This is a genomic window from Pseudomonas sp. ADAK2 (genome assembly GCF_012935755.1).
In the GTDB taxonomy this organism is placed as follows: Bacteria; Pseudomonadota; Gammaproteobacteria; order Pseudomonadales; family Pseudomonadaceae; genus Aquipseudomonas.
In genome coordinates this window covers 922,490-936,671 of sequence record NZ_CP052862.1, presented here as the reverse complement: position 1 = coordinate 936,671, position 14,182 = coordinate 922,490, and the positions used below count along the sequence as shown (strand labels likewise).

Annotated in this window: 10 protein-coding genes and 2 pseudogenes; 3 read left to right on the top strand and 9 right to left on the bottom strand. The window is 55.6% G+C overall.

The features are described 5' to 3' along the window. The first annotated feature begins 53 nt into the window (after window positions 1-53). Both HKK52_RS04240 and HKK52_RS04235 read left to right on the top strand, forming a co-directional pair. The gene (locus HKK52_RS04240; RefSeq protein WP_169369676.1) at window positions 54-1,238 is read left to right on the top strand and encodes an acetyl-CoA C-acyltransferase; all 1,185 of its coding nucleotides are present in this window, start codon (window positions 54-56) and stop codon (window positions 1,236-1,238) included. Next, a complete protein-coding gene (locus tag HKK52_RS04235; protein ID WP_169369675.1) occupies window positions 1,238-2,008 on the top strand; it encodes an SDR family NAD(P)-dependent oxidoreductase in 771 nt (256 codons plus the stop codon). The genes HKK52_RS04240 and HKK52_RS04235 overlap by 1 nt, the downstream gene beginning before the upstream one ends. 432 nt (window positions 2,009-2,440) lie before the next feature. On the opposite strand, the gene HKK52_RS04230 is transcribed toward HKK52_RS04235, so the two are convergent. The 9 genes and pseudogenes from HKK52_RS04230 to HKK52_RS04195 form a co-directional block, all read right to left on the bottom strand. Further along, window positions 2,441-3,937: a cytosine permease gene (locus HKK52_RS04230; RefSeq protein ID WP_169369674.1), complete on the bottom strand. Its 1,497-nt coding sequence runs from the start codon at window positions 3,935-3,937 to the stop codon at window positions 2,441-2,443. Between the two features lie 460 nt (window positions 3,938-4,397). After that, the gene (locus tag HKK52_RS04225) at window positions 4,398-5,195 is read right to left on the bottom strand and encodes an SDR family NAD(P)-dependent oxidoreductase (RefSeq protein ID WP_169369673.1); all 798 of its coding nucleotides are present in this window, start codon (window positions 5,193-5,195) and stop codon (window positions 4,398-4,400) included. 326 nt (window positions 5,196-5,521) lie between these two features. Further along, a complete protein-coding gene (locus HKK52_RS04220; protein ID WP_169369672.1) occupies window positions 5,522-6,574 on the bottom strand; it encodes an AraC family transcriptional regulator in 1,053 nt (350 codons plus the stop codon). A gap of 638 nt (window positions 6,575-7,212) precedes the next feature. Beyond that, window positions 7,213-7,728 (bottom strand): annotated as a pseudogene (locus HKK52_RS32930) (methyl-accepting chemotaxis protein); the annotation flags it as partial. 342 nt (window positions 7,729-8,070) lie between these two features. After that, window positions 8,071-8,832, bottom strand: a pseudogene (locus tag HKK52_RS32925) (PDC sensor domain-containing protein); the annotation flags it as partial. Window positions 8,833-9,403: 571 nt separating this feature from the next. Further along, window positions 9,404-9,931 (bottom strand): NAD(P)-binding domain-containing protein, encoded by a 528-nt coding sequence (locus HKK52_RS04210; RefSeq protein ID WP_169369670.1) that lies wholly within the window; start codon window positions 9,929-9,931, stop codon window positions 9,404-9,406. Between the two features lie 31 nt (window positions 9,932-9,962). Further along, the gene (locus tag HKK52_RS04205; RefSeq protein ID WP_169369669.1) at window positions 9,963-10,850 is read right to left on the bottom strand and encodes an NAD(P)-dependent oxidoreductase; all 888 of its coding nucleotides are present in this window, start codon (window positions 10,848-10,850) and stop codon (window positions 9,963-9,965) included. 147 nt (window positions 10,851-10,997) lie between these two features. Then, window positions 10,998-11,879, bottom strand: coding sequence for a phytanoyl-CoA dioxygenase family protein (locus tag HKK52_RS04200; protein ID WP_169369668.1), 882 nt, complete (start codon window positions 11,877-11,879; stop codon window positions 10,998-11,000). Window positions 11,880-11,973: 94 nt separating this feature from the next. Further along, window positions 11,974-12,954 carry an aminotransferase class IV gene (locus tag HKK52_RS04195; RefSeq protein ID WP_169369667.1) on the bottom strand — a complete coding sequence of 327 codons (981 nt, stop codon included), beginning with the start codon at window positions 12,952-12,954 and terminating at the stop codon, window positions 11,974-11,976. Window positions 12,955-13,293: 339 nt separating this feature from the next. Here HKK52_RS04195 and HKK52_RS04190 point away from each other — a divergent pair, with 339 nt between their 5' ends. After that, a complete protein-coding gene (locus HKK52_RS04190; protein ID WP_169369666.1) occupies window positions 13,294-14,166 on the top strand; it encodes an NAD(P)-dependent oxidoreductase in 873 nt (290 codons plus the stop codon). Window positions 14,167-14,182: the final 16 nt, after the last annotated feature.

Here is a 14,182-nt window from a genome sequence, read left to right as displayed (position 1 = left end):
TCTTCCGGGCCACCTGCTCATGGGTGGCCAAGACTTATCCTGGAACCCAGACCATGCAAGAAGCCGTGATTCTATCAACCGCCCGTACCCCCATTGCCAAGGCTTTTCGAGGGGCTTTCAATCACCTGAAATCACCGAGCATGGCCGCCTTCGCGATAACCGCTGCCGTTGAAAGGGCCGGGGTCGATCCCGCAGAAATCGAGGACCTGGTCATGGGCACCGCAATGCCGGGAGGCACTGCGGGCTGGAACGTGGGGCGCATGAGCGCACTGGCGGCAGGTTTGCCCCATAGCGTCTGCGGCCAGACCATTGACCGTCAATGCGCTTCGGGTCTGATGGCGATTGCTACTGCGGCCAAGCACATTATCTACGACGGCATGCGCGTGACCATCGGCGCCGGTCAGGAAAATATCAGCGCCGTGCAGACACGCAATATGGAGTGGGCATTCGCCGAGCGTGACTTGCAAGTCGAGCGTTATGCCGCGCATGCATACATGCCGATGTTGCAGACCGCGGAGCATGTCGCCAAACGTTATGGCATCACCCGCGAGATGCAGGATGCCTATTCGTTGCAATCACAACAGCGGGTTGCGGCGGCGCAACAAAGCGGCGTATTCGAAGAGGAAATTATCTCAGTCAGTACAACCCGGGCGGTGACTGATAAAGCCAGCGGCGCGGTGAGTTATGAGTCGGTTACGCTCAATCTCGATGAGGGCAATCGCCCGGGTACCCGTCTTGAGGACCTGGCCAATCTGAAGCCGGTGATCGAGGGCGGCTGCATCACGGCGGGTAACGCCAGCCAACTGTCCGACGGAGCCAGTGCTTGCGTGCTGATGGACGCGCGTCTTGCGCAACAGCGAAATATCGAGCCCCTAGGGCTTTATCGCGGGATCGCCGTGGCGGGTTTGGCTCCTGAGGAAATGGGCATTGGTCCTGTTTTGGCGATTCCCAAACTGTTGAAGAAGCATGGTTTGAAAGTGGATGATATTGGCCTGTGGGAACTCAACGAAGCGTTCGCCTGCCAAGTCATTTACTGTCGCGACAAACTCGGCATTCCCAACGAGCGACTCAACGTCAATGGTGGTGCCATTGCGATTGGTCATCCCTACGGCATGAGCGGTGCCCGGATGGTCGGGCATGCCTTGCTGGAAGGTAAACGGCGCGGCGTGAAGTACGTCGTAGTGACGATGTGTGTGGGCGGTGGCATGGGTGCCGCTGGCCTGTTCGAGGTGCTTTGATGAATACGATTTTTTCTTTAGCGGGCAAAACCGTGCTGGTCACCGGTGCCTCCAGTGGCCTGGGCGAACACTTCGCCCGACTGGTGGCGAAGGCGGGCGGTCGGCTGGTGATTGCGGCGCGTCGCGTCGAGCGTCTTGAGACGCTGGCCACTGAACTGCAATGGCATGGGGCCGAGGTGCTACCCGTGGCGCTGGACGTCACCCAGCGTGACAGTGTTGAAAGTGCCTTCGATGCGGCTCAGGCCGCTTTTGGTTGTGTCGACGTGGTCATCAATAACGCCGGCGTCGGCGGAGCTGTTCGGGCGCTGGAGGTCAGCGAAGAAGAGTGGCGTGCAATGCTCGCGACCAACCTGGACGGTGTCTGGCGCGTGGCTCAATGCGCTGCGCAAAGACTGGCCAAAGCGGAGCGGGGTGGCAGCATCATCAATATCGCGTCAATTCTTGGCGAGCGTGTCGGCAACGGCCTGAGTCATTACTGCGCTGCCAAGGCCGGGGTCGTGCAGTTGACCAAGTCACTTGCCCTGGAACTTGCTCGTTACGACATTCGCGTCAATGCGATAGCCCCCGGTTACTTTAAAACCGAGATGAATGGTGACTACTTTGACACGGATAAAGGCCAGGCATATATCCGCGATACCGTGCCGATGCGTCGTTTGGGACGAGTTGAGGAGCTGGACGGGCCGGTGCTGTTGCTGGCCAGTGACGCTGGCAACTTCATGACCGGTTCAGTGTTGGCGGTCGATGGCGGACATCTGGTTAGTTCGCTGTAAGCGTCAATGTGATAACGCGCAGGGGCTCAGGCATCTGGTTTGATCTCTTGCGCGCTGTCTGTCACCCGCAGGTTTGAACCTTGCGTCAGCAGTACGGATACACCCGCCAGGAATCGCCCCGCAATTACCCCTTCGAGTGATCACCGGAAGTCTCTTCTTGGGAACTTCTTTGATCCGTTTTTTGAATTGTCCGCCCTTCAGCCTGTTACCACTGATTGAGAAAATTACCTGCAAGGCGCCGAAGGGAAGGTCTGTCTTTTCTCATCACTGGTTTCGCATCTTATAAGCTGCCGAAAGCAGATCAGGTGTTTAGCAACCAGTGCTCAGGAATGTTGAACGCGGTTTTTTTGGATTCTGCAAGCTGGATCTTTGCGGGGGGAGAGGGTAGTTGCTAGGACACCGCCCCATAAGGGGCGGTTGAAAGGAGGGGATTTAAAGGCTGACTTTCAGGCTGCCTGGCGTTGCTTCTAATGCTGGGCGGCTAAACTCTTTATCCACAAGATTGTAGCCACCTTTTTTCAGCGGCAGTGCAATAAGGCGCATCGCCAAGTAGTAAGCAATACCCGAAAGCACCAGGACTGGAATAGAAGCTCCGAAGTAACGGAAGCCTGGGCTCATTGCAGCAGTGACGGGATCATAAAGTTTTAGATAACCGTAGATTGCAATAAATGTGACCGCAACAGCGACCCAGTTGATGCCGTTCCAGAAAGTGTATTGGCTGTTCTTTGTGGCAAAGAGGCTGGCAGGGTCGAGTTTCTCGTTGCGCAGGAAGAAATAATCAACAAGTGTTATACCGGTGATGCCGACAAACATGACGCCATTGTAGGACAACCAACTCATTACCGATGCCAGCAGCCATTCTGTTTTAAATGCAAAGTAAAGCCCTGGCGCTAATATAAGGGCCAGTAACAGCCCCCAGTTGATTCGGGCAAATAGTTTGATCTGCTGAATCGACACGGCTGACAAGTAAATCATGACGACCATGGTGGCGATGTTCGCTGATAGAACAATCGTCATGATGATTGAACCAAGTACTTTGCCACCCACTGCAATCATCCACACCGTAGGGTCATAGGTCCCGGCACTGATGGCGGCCAACGCTGCAACGGTGGAGATGATCGCGGCACCAAGAATGCCGACCCCAATGACCGAAGGTCCGATCATGTGTTTTTTATGCTTGACCAGACGGGTCAAGCCGCCCATTACCGGCCACCAGGTCAGGGCATTGGCAACACCAAACTCGACTGCCAGGGAAAACCCCTGGATAGGGTCCTTGGTCAACATTTGATCCGCAGCTACCTGGCTATGCCAAAGCGTCGGCACGCCAAACTTATTGATGAGGATACCTAGCATTACTACGGTAATCACCATATGCAGCGGCCCAATGTAGCCATTGAGTCGCTCGAAAAGTTTCGGTCCCTTGAGGGCGATAGCCCACACCAGAACCAGCGCCGCCAACGCCACGCCGATGACGAGGTGTTCATGGGCGTTGCCGGTGATTTCTGAACCTGTCACCGTCGCCGCAATGTTGGCCGCGCCTCGGGCCGTCAAGGCTTGAACGACAAAGGTCCAGCCGACTAATGTCGCGAGCAGGCCAAACAATGGGATGATCGCGCCTCTATAGCCAAACGATGACTTGGCCGTGTCGATGACATCGGTTCCATATTTGTAACTGGGAACGCCAGAAGCCAATGTGACGACAGCCATCCCGATAATCAGCCCTACTACGTAGCCCATGACACCTAATCGCCAGTCTCCCACGTAGGGTAGATAGCCACCGATCAAGAAGGCCCAGGTAGCCGCGCTAAATGTGCAACAGGTCCAGAGGAATGAACCGTACGACTTATAAATCCGTTCTCCACTCAACACTGGCAATCTGCCTGCCAGCGCTTCCTGTTCTATCGAATGAGATGATTCAATTGATTTCATTTATTTGTACTCAAGAAATGATCAACAGTGTTGAAATCCAGAGAATCACACCCAGTGCAATCCAATAAACGGCTTCATTTATTGTTGATTTAGCAGACGACCAGCATTCGGAAGTGGAGTGTTCTCCATTGCACATCTCCTCCAGCTGCATCAGTAAGTCCTTATTCAAGCTTTCGCTTGTACTGATCATCCCTGAGCTCGGTTCTATATTAGCTTTGCTCATATCTATGCCCTCTGGATGCAGTCCGAAAACATGATCCGTTTTAGTCTTTTACTGTGAGTTGGGCAGGAATGGTTAGACATTACAGTAGCCTTCTTATTGTTAGATTAGCTCAACGGGCTGCCTGCAGGACTCGCGACGCACGCAAACAAAGTGCTTCGCTGAATTGAGGCTGCGCTGTGTTGAGACCGCTGCTTTTTCGAATTCGGCAATCATCGACTGCTCCCTTCGTTTACCTCATTACTGTGCTGTGTAAGCACCATCGACCGTCAGGAGCGATCCGGTCATCCACTGGGCGTCGTCGGAGGCCAGGAAGGTGACCGCTTTGGCCACGTCCTGGACGTTTCCGATTCGCGGCCAAGGCGTCAGGCTTTCCAAAATGGCTTTGATCTTCGGATCGTCCAGCTCCTGACGAACCATGGCGGTTGCCAGAAAACCCGGGCAGATGGCGTTGACGTTGATCTTCTCGGCAGCGAAATCCACCGCCAGCTGACGGGTCAGATTATTCACCGCGCCTTTGGAGGCACAGTAAGAAGGCTCCTGGGCCAGCCCTACCAGCCCGCCGATCGACGAGACATTGACGATACGTCCGCGAGTACCGTCGGCACGCGGTGGTTGCTTGAGCATCTGAGTGATCGCGAATTTACAGCCCAGCCAGACGCCTTTTGTGTTGACGTTCATAGTCAGGTCGTAATCTGCTTCGGTCTCCTCGACGATGGTCTTCAGCTCGATGCAGACTCCGGCGTTGTTGATCATCACATCGAGCCGACCAAAGTGTTCGACTGCCTGCTTCACGAGGTTCTCGACATCGGCGGATTTCGAGACGTCGGCTTTCACGTATACAGCCTGGCCTCCTTGCTTGCGGATCAAGGCGTCGGTGTCGATGTCCAGGTCGGCTTCAAAACCTTCCGGGCGTGCCTTTTGAACCAGATCCGAACACACGATCCGGGCCCCCTCTGCCGCCAAGGCCAGTGCAATGGCCCGGCCGTTGCCGGAGCTCGAACCGGTGACGATGGCTACTTGATCGATAAAACGCATGGAGTTGTCCTCATTACAGGGTTTCTGGGTGAGCAGGGTTGTTCGGTTCCGGGTGCTTTCGCCGGTTTGAAAAATGAAGCGCGTTGCAAGCAGCTTAAGGTGCGAGCGATGCGTCCAACAGGTGAATGGCGGCCATTCGAAATAGTGAAACTGGACACTTTTTCAGTACGCAGACCAGACATCTACGTCCACCTGTCAAGGCACTTGCTACTTGGAAATACCGGCACCCTGACGCTTGTTCGTGGAAGCGCTGGTTGCCGGGCTGACTCGCCCGGGTGTCGGATCGAGTCATGCAAGTTGAGTCGAGCCGAAGCTCAACCCGTTTATCAGAGACTGAAGGCGCTCACGCTGTGGGGGCTGCCGTAGTTTTTGCCATAGCTGAAACTCACTGGCTGTTCGTGTCCTCGATTGAGCACGCGGTACTCTCGAGGCGAGCGTCCGGTCCAGCGTTTGAAGGCGTGCCTGAAGTTGGCTGCATCGCTGTAGTTCAAATGCTCGGAAATCGCCTCGGTGGTCATGGGCGTGTTCAGCAGGTAGCGGATAGCGAGTTTTTTACGTACTTCGACCAACAATGCGTTGTAGGAAGTGCCGAGGGCGTCCAGACGGCGGCGCAATGTGCGCGGCGACAAATGCAGTCGGTCGGCGACGTCGGAAAGGGAGGGGATGCTGCTGCTCGAATTGAGCAGCAGGTTTTGTACCTGATAGCTCAAGTCGTACTTCTGGATTATTTCCTTGTGCTGCGCCTGGCAGACCAGTTTGCAGCTGCTATGGGTGATGCTGTTGGATTGGGGCAGTTTGCGCTCCAGCCATTCCTCGGCAAACACCAGGCGAGTCTCACTGCTGTTCAGCCGTACCGGAAGACCAAGAATCCGGCCAATTTCTTCTGCTTCGCTGGCGTTTCCGGTAAGGCTCAAGTCGATGTATTCGGGATTGAAGTCTTTGCCCAGAATGTCTTGCAGCAGCGTGAGCAGCTTGGACACTTCCAGGCACAGCCAGTACTTCCACTCCAGAGAGACGAGCCCATATTGATCAAAGAGTTTTAGCTCGGCGTGCCCTGCTTGGCGATGCAGGCTCAAGCCGAATTTAAGATTGATCAACACACCAAAGGTGCTGGCCGTTTCCAGAGCTTCCAGCAGTGTCGCACTGCTCAACATCGCAAAACCGACGATGCCATAGGAGGTCAGGTGCAAGCGCTGACCCACCGTCAGACTGAGCAGAGGGTTCTGTGCAGTTTGTACGAATGCGCTATGGATCAGTTCCTGTTGGTTCAGCGAGATTTTTGTCTGTGGGTTGTACAGGTCCTGGATCGAAAGCGACCCAGTCTTGACGCAGCTGCTGAGCGTGGTCTCGTCAAAACCGAGCAATCCCGCTGCGGCCAAAATTTCGGTCGTTGAAAATACCTTATCGTCCAAGGTGACAGGGGTTGCTTCATTGATGCTCATCGTACGGCCCTCGCAGGTGTTGCCAAGCAGGAAAGACTGGGGTGATGTCCGAGGTGTTGTGCCTGGAGATCACTTCAGTTCATTCATGTGTAAAACGCGGTCAGGGCAGGCCGGGGGCGTGAGCAGGAGATTGGCGTCGACAGGTGGCGCGCAATGTTTGCTCGGTAAACGAAGAGTCCATCATGGCCGGTGGTCATTTGTGAACGATGACCATTGTCCGTGTTGTGAGCTGTCATTCTCATCTTTTTATCTCCTGACCTAAGGCGCTGCGTACAGGCCCTGTTTTTGTTGATCTATGTAGGTAGGAATCGCTTTTATCTGACCTGGACTTCATTAGTAGGTCGTGTGACCTATTTAATTCGGTCGGACGACCTAAGTCAAGCGTGTTTCAAAAAATGCTGCGCCCTGATGACGAGCGGAAGGGGGATTATCGAAAAACTTGGCGCAGGCGTGTGCCAGAGCCATCAGGGCTCTGGTATGGCGCATCATGATTGCAGCCGGAGGGGGCGCAGGCATCAGAGGAGGGGACCGCGCTGCCGATAGTCGAGCAGCGACTGCTAGGTGGATTGCCTATGTCAAGCGCGGAACTGCTGAACCTTTCCGCTGAGTGTCTGGGCCAACTGATCAAGTTCCGAATTGATCTGAGCGGATTCGTTGCCGCTCACGCTCAAGGCTTGGGTCAGGTCTCGAATATTGTTCACGTTCAGATTAACTTCCTCGGCTACCGCGCTTTGCTCTTCAGTCGCGGTAGCGATTTGCAGGTTCATCTCGTTTATCTGGCCGATGGCATTGGTAATGTTTTGCAGCGACTCGACCACCTTACCCACTTCGACGACGCTGACCTGTGTCAACTCATGGCTGTCTTGCATCGCACCGACCACGGTATCGGTGTCCTCCAGCAACGATTCGATGACTTTCTGGCTTTCAATGACTGAGTCCTGAGTGCGCTTGGCCAGCGTCCTGACTTCGTCGGCGACGACGGCGAAACCTCGACCTGCTTCACCTGCCCGGGCAGCCTCGATGGCAGCGTTCAGAGCCAGAAGGTTGGTCTGCTCGGCAATGCTTCTGATGACCTCGAGCACACTGCTGATCTGGCTGCTGCTGGTGGCTAGGTTTTTGACCTGAGCCATGGTTCCGGTCATCCCCAGAGCCAGCTTGTCGATGGCCTGGGTTGCATGCTCAATAATGCGCCTGGCTTGTAACGCTGCCTTGTCGGTGTCTTGCGCCGCCTGCGCAGCGCAAGAGGTACTGCGTGCGACCTCTTGGGCCGTGGCGGCCATTTCGGTAGAGGCGGTGGCCACCTGATCGACTTCGCCAGCCTGTTGCTGAAGACGTTCATGTGACTGACTGGCGACGAGGGAGGCCTGAGCGGCCGCTTCTCGGGTTTTCTGGGCGGCGTCCTGGATGTCACGAACGATGGGCTGTAGTTTGTCCAGAAAACGGTTGAGCCAGCCAGTGAGTTCGCCCAGCTCATTTTTCTGTGCGTAGATAATGCGTTTGGTCAGATCACCCTCACCGATTGCGATCTCTCGAATCATGTCCGTAATGGATTTGAGCGGCCGGAACACTTTATGCGTGCTCAACGCGATGAGGGCCAAGCCTATGATCGCCAGCAGGGCACCGAGCCCCACAAGCCTGAACGTTGAATCATAGCGTTGGGTATCGAGTTGCGTGCCCAGAGTGTTGGCCGGTGCCATCAACACCTCCCATGGCACGTCTATCTTCACTGACCAAGGGGCCGCTCCAGGTAAGGGCTCGAAGGACGACAGCAGTTGAAAGGTGTCGCCATTCTGTTGGCTGCGGGTCGTTCCAGCCGTTTCTGCGGAATTGAATTGTTGCTGGCTGCCAAGTCCGACTGCGTCGGCCATTTTTCCGCTGGCTTGCTCATTCGAGCTATTGGCGGCGACCACGCCAGTGTTGCTGATAACGCTAACAGTTGCTTTACCAGCATAGAGCGATGCGGCCAATTCCTGGCTCTGTTTCTGGAGGTCGGTGATGTTGATGTCGATGGCAACAACGCCTATAAAACGGGCATTTTCAATCACGGGTACCGCCAAAGAAATCAACCGGACAGGGTTGCCGTCGAGTACGTCGGCGTAGGGTGAGGTGAGGCAGGGGGCCAATGTCTGTTTTACGCAGACATACCAATAGTTGTACGGAACTCCGCTGGCATCCGGGGTTGTTCTGTTGAACATTTCCTCTTCGAATATGCTCAACTCTGGGTGTCCAGGGCGGGTTTGTGACCAGTAGCTGGAATAGCGGCCTGTGGCATTGCCACCCAGTTCGGAATTGCCTTGGAAAGAGGCATCACCCGCTGCGAGGGCATTTGGCTCGAACGCAACGAAAATACCGAGTAGCTCGGGATGGGCTGCCAAACTAAGCCTGGTTTGCTGCAGGAGATTGCGGCGAGTATCGCTTTCGTTCGAAAGTCCTTCGGTAATCTGCCCACGCATATACAGAAACAGCCTGGACAGGTCGTTAGCCAGCAACAACGCATCATCGAACTTTTTCTTCACCAGCAGACGCTGAACTTCACCACTGCTCGTCAGCTGTCGACGCGCGGCCTCTTCGAGAGTTGCACTGCTGCGTTCGCGTATGAGGCGGTCTGCTTTGTTCGCTTCGTAGAGGTTGGTGCCGATCACCGCGCCCAGTGTCAGTGTCGAACACAGCCCGGTCAGGGCCACGATTTTGAATTTGATCGAGAGAGTACGTGGCATGTCGACGCAGCCTGATAGCGAGAGGAGAGAGGGGCGAGTCAAACGCCGGTCATGGTTCCAGAATGGCGCCGCAATCGGTGCCCAGATAGGTCAACGAACTGCTGAGTTTCTGGCACAGCGGTTTCAGGCGTTCGAAAGCCCGGCGTGGTCCGGAGCAACGGAGTTGCCAGGCGCTGTGGCTTGAGTCTGGCGCGGGGCTGTCGAGGCGGATTTCCAGGTAGTCGATATGCTCGCTACGAGCCCATTCGCCCATGGAACGTGCCGATGCGGCGGGGCGCGTGTGCGAAGTGTTGAAACTGATCAACGCTTTGCCGTGCAGGCCAAAGGTGGTTTCAGGACTGCACAGCCGTGCATTCATCAGGAGCTGATCCGGAAAACAGGCAATGACCACATCGCTGGCTTCGATGGCCTGCTCCAGGTTGCGCAGCAGTTTGACGCCATCGCAGGGCGCCACCAGATTGCACCGCAACGGATCGAGCCCTGCCACCTGGAAACCCTGGCCCGCCAGGATGCGTGCGATGTTGCTGCCAACAGTGTCCAGGCCGATGATTGCGATTCTGTGAGGCGTTGTAGTCATGTCAATTCTCCGTCAGTCGAAGAGGGCTATGTCAGGGATGCATGGCGCGGAACAGCGAAGCGATGTCTTGCTCGCCCATGCCTTTGTTCTGGGCCATGTTGCAGTAGGTAAGGAACGCATCGGTGGCCGCGAATGGGGCGTTGGCACTGCGCAAGGCATCGCGGACGATTTCCTGGCCGGCGACATGGACATCGACAGACGCCTGATCACCGCCGTAGTTATCGTCCTTGATGCGATCGCTGGCTGTTTTGATCCCGTCTGCCAGCATCTCGATCATGATCGGCGAAAGCTGCTCGAACGCCTGTGGCGTCACGCCGGCGCTGCTTGCCAGAACGGCACCTTCGAGCCAGGCGGCGAGAGCGCCGAAATAGAACGCATACAACGCAAGATAGGTCGGGGTGCAGGTGGTTGGGTCAGTCCCGAGGTATTTCGGGTTGCCAGCCAGCACGCGCAGCGTGGTTTCATGCTGGGTGTAGGCGGCGTGATTTCCGGAGTACAGGATGGCTGTGTTGAGCCCTCCAATGTCCTTCGGATAACACATGATTCCGCCGTCCAGATAAACGCCGTTGTGCCGTTCAACGAAACTGCAGATACGTTTCACATCGGCCACGGCGCCGGTACTGAGATTGACGATGGTGCGTCCCTGTAGATCCAGGGAATCGTGTAAGTCATGCAAAACAGCTTCAGCGGCCAACTTGTCTATCATGCAAATAATGATCAACCGACTGCTGGTGACTGCGTTTGCAACATCGATGGCAACCGTAGCGCCGACGCTTGCTAGTGCAACACAGCGCTTCGGGCTGCGGTTCCAAACCGTCACCGGATAACCGTTCTGTAGCAACGTCTTCGCAAGCGTGCTGCCCATTGCACCCATGCCTAGAATGCTGACGCTGTTGTCGACCGAGTTAGTCAAAGACATGGCAAGCCTCACAAAAAAAGCCTAAAACAGGCGATCCAACAGCAAACATATGCCGGGAAAAGGCCGTTACTTGAAAGCAATGAAGTCAGGCTCGAAAAAACCGTGGACAGTCTTGCCGAGCACTATCCACGGTTTGCGCGACAAGGCTTATTTCGGAGGATTCAGGCCGATGTAATCGGCGATCTCTTCGTAATTGACCTGCCACAGACCAGGCAGGCCATACAGGTCGGCGGTGAAGGAGCGGAATCCCAGGATTTGCTGCACGCGCGGTGTCAGTGTCCGGACCAGGTCCATGTTGACGACAAATGGATAGGCCTCTTCTGGCACGAGCCAACCCAGGTTGAAGGTGAAGGCCACGCCGCGGCGGTACTGATCGGCGGTAACGTTGGCGCCGCCGCCGTGGGCGATCTTTCCGGTAAAGAACAATGCATCGCCGGGTTCCAGGATCGCCGGTACGGTCTGATCATGGGTGCCCCGGTCGTTGTAGTCGGGCCAGTTCTGACTCCCCGGGATGATCCGGGTGGCACCGTTCTCTTCGGTAAACGGTGTGAGTGCAATCAGGAAGTTACAGATCACATCCGGGGCCTTAACGCCCATTTCCTTGAATGCCATGTAGTTCTCGAAATCGCGGTGTAGCGGTTGAGGCTTGTTACCTGGTCCAATCTCGATGACTTGAGCGGTGCCCATCCAGTATGTGTCACACCATGGACTGAGGATCGCATGGGCCAGTTGATGGACTTTGTCGTGATCGATGATTTCTTCACGGAAGGTCTTGCTGTGAGTTACCAGGTTGGTCAAACGTTTGGTTTGAGCACCGTGAAAATCCTGGGCCCCTTCATTGATCTTGGAGGAGCCGGCAGGAATCTTGTCCATTTCCGGTTGGATCTCGGTGTTGAATCGAGCGACTTGCTCTGCGTTCAACAAGCCCTTGATGATGACACCCGCGTCCTCGGCGAGGATCTTCAGAACCTCTTCTTTGGGAGTATCAATCGTGATTTCCTTGAAGACGTTTTTGCTTGTGCTGGCCATGGTCAAAACCTTTCGTCAGGCTGAATAGGGTGGGTGGATTGAAGGGGGCAGAAGCGGCTTTGCGCAGAGGAAAGCCCCAGGCTCATCGCGACCCTCAAGCGGGGTGGCTGTAATCGACTGGGGTGCCCAGCCAGCCATCCCAGCGTTTGGTCCAATAAAGGTTGTGCAGTGTTGTTGTCAGTTCGCCAGGGCCTGCTTTACCCCCGAGCACTTTGCCGTCGACGGAGTTGACCGGCATGATTCCTCCAGCGGTGGAGGTCAAGAAGGCTTCGTCGGCATTGCGCAGTTGCTCGACGTGAACTTTTTCGACATGAATCGGCATACCGATTTGTGCTGCCAGTTCAAGGGCGGTTTTTCGGGTAATACCTTCCAGGCAGCCGGAGTCGGGAGTGAACAGTTCCCCGTCCTTGATCAGGAAGATGTTTGAGCCGGGAGCTTCAGTCAGGTTGTCCTTGGCGTCACACAGCACCGACCAGTCGGACTTGTTCCGCCCGGCCTCGAACAGCGAAAGCTTGAGGTCCATCCAGTGGAAGTTCTTGGCGGTCGGGTCCACGGACTCGGGGGGGATACGAAGGTATTTTTGGCTGACCATCAGATCGATACCGCGAGTACGCTGTTCGTCCGGGCAGATAAATACATACGGCACTACGAAGGCGTAGAAGCGGCTTTCGTAGTTGTCCGGATTTTTGCGCCGTGCGCTGTCCTGCGGTTTGCCACGGGTGACCGCCCACCAGACGTAAGCTTCTTTGGTGCCCGCCTGTTTCACCAGTGTGGTGAGGATGTCGATGGTCTGAGTCTTGGTGTACGGGTTGCGCAAGTAGAACTTGGCACAGCCCTTTTCGAAGCGTTCCAGGTGATCTTCCAGACGAAACAGCCAGCCCTTGCTGACGCTGACTACGTCATAGACGGCGTCGGCCTGTGTGAAACCCAGATCGGACAAGGGAACGGTGGCGTGATCAAGATCGACGTAGATGCCGTTGGTGAAGGCCGACCCATAAGAGTACTTCGGATCGAAGGCGGCACGGGCGTGAGCCGGGTCATTCAGCATGATGTGTTGTGCTTGGATGATGCTCATTTTTGATATCTATCCACCGTTGAAGATGGGCTTTGCCGCCGCGTCCGCCGCTCGGTCATCTAGCCCGTGAGCTCATAGTAGAGGCGTCCCGACATCCTCCAACAGGTGAGCGGGGGCCAAAATTCAAATGCTCGACGGCCACAACTTTTGGCACTCGCCTTTGGTCGTTTCAACCTCTTTGAACAGTGGAAAGGTGTTGGTCCGCTCACGGATGTCACGATCAACCAAGGACTCTTTGTTGGCCACAAATCACCTTTTTCAATCATGCGGGCCTGCCTAGAGTTAGCCCGGCATCACGCTATGTGTCGCCGAGTTGTTCATTAGTCAGAAGGGATTGATATGGAAAAGTCCGACGTTACGTTCATTGGTTTGGGGCAAATGGGCGCTGCCCTGGTTCTGCCATTTCTTGAGGAGGGGTTGACTGCCACGGTGTGGAACAGATCGCCCGAAAAAAGCGTGGCCCTGGTGAAATCGGGCGCTCGTTTGGCGACCAGCTTCGAGCACGCCATTGCCGCCTCAGAGCTGATCATTGTCTGTTTGGCCGATTACGAAACCAGTGACGCGTTGTTCCATGTCGAGGCGATAAAGCCGCTACTCAAAGACAGAACGGTGGTGCAGTTCACCACGGGTAACGAAAGCGAAGCGCGTCTCGGCGCTCAGTGGGCCGAGCAATTCGGCGTTCGCTATCTGGACGGGGCAATCATGGATTACCCGACCCAGGTGGGTAAGCCTGAGTGCATGTTGCTGGTATCGGGTGAGTGCGACGTCTGGGACAACTGGGCGTCGAAACTCAAGCTGCTGGGAGGGCGTATGACCTATGTCGGCGAGAAGCCCGAGGCCGCCAATCTGCTCGACGGTGGGCTGTTGACCATTATGTACGGCAGCGCCTTCGGCCTGATGCAGAGTGCGGCGATGCTGGCTGCCGAGGGCGTCGATATCAAGACGCTGAAAGGCGCGCTGGATGTCTTCAAACCTGTCATTGAAGCCACCTGGCAACGTACGGTCGATCTGGTCGATAAACAAGACTACTCCGGTAATGAAGCGTCCGTTCATGTGCATGCGCTAGGTGTACGCTCTTTGCTCAAGCGCGCGAAACATGTAGGGGTGGAACATGGTCTGCTCGAGTTGTTTGCCGGCTATGTGGATGAGGCTGCAGCCAAAGGCTATGAGAAGGATGAATTGCCGGCGGTGTACGAAGTATTTCGACGCTGAAAGCCGTTTAGCGGCT

Excerpts from the sequence above, each read along its gene's own strand:
- HKK52_RS04240 (WP_169369676.1), top strand. The coding sequence starts at position 54 with ATGCAAGAAGCCGTGATTCTATCAACCGCCCGTACCCCCATTGCCAAG.
- HKK52_RS04235 (WP_169369675.1), top strand. The coding sequence starts at position 1,238 with ATGAATACGATTTTTTCTTTAGCGGGCAAAACCGTGCTGGTCACCGGT.
- HKK52_RS04230 (WP_169369674.1), bottom strand. The coding sequence starts at position 3,937 with ATGAAATCAATTGAATCATCTCATTCGATAGAACAGGAAGCGCTGGCA.
- HKK52_RS04225 (WP_169369673.1), bottom strand. The coding sequence starts at position 5,195 with ATGCGTTTTATCGATCAAGTAGCCATCGTCACCGGTTCGAGCTCCGGC.
- HKK52_RS04210 (WP_169369670.1), bottom strand. The coding sequence starts at position 9,931 with ATGACTACAACGCCTCACAGAATCGCAATCATCGGCCTGGACACTGTT.
- HKK52_RS04205 (WP_169369669.1), bottom strand. The coding sequence starts at position 10,850 with ATGTCTTTGACTAACTCGGTCGACAACAGCGTCAGCATTCTAGGCATG.
- HKK52_RS04200 (WP_169369668.1), bottom strand. The coding sequence starts at position 11,879 with ATGGCCAGCACAAGCAAAAACGTCTTCAAGGAAATCACGATTGATACT.
- HKK52_RS04195 (WP_169369667.1), bottom strand. The coding sequence starts at position 12,954 with ATGAGCATCATCCAAGCACAACACATCATGCTGAATGACCCGGCTCAC.
- HKK52_RS04190 (WP_169369666.1), top strand. The coding sequence starts at position 13,294 with ATGGAAAAGTCCGACGTTACGTTCATTGGTTTGGGGCAAATGGGCGCT.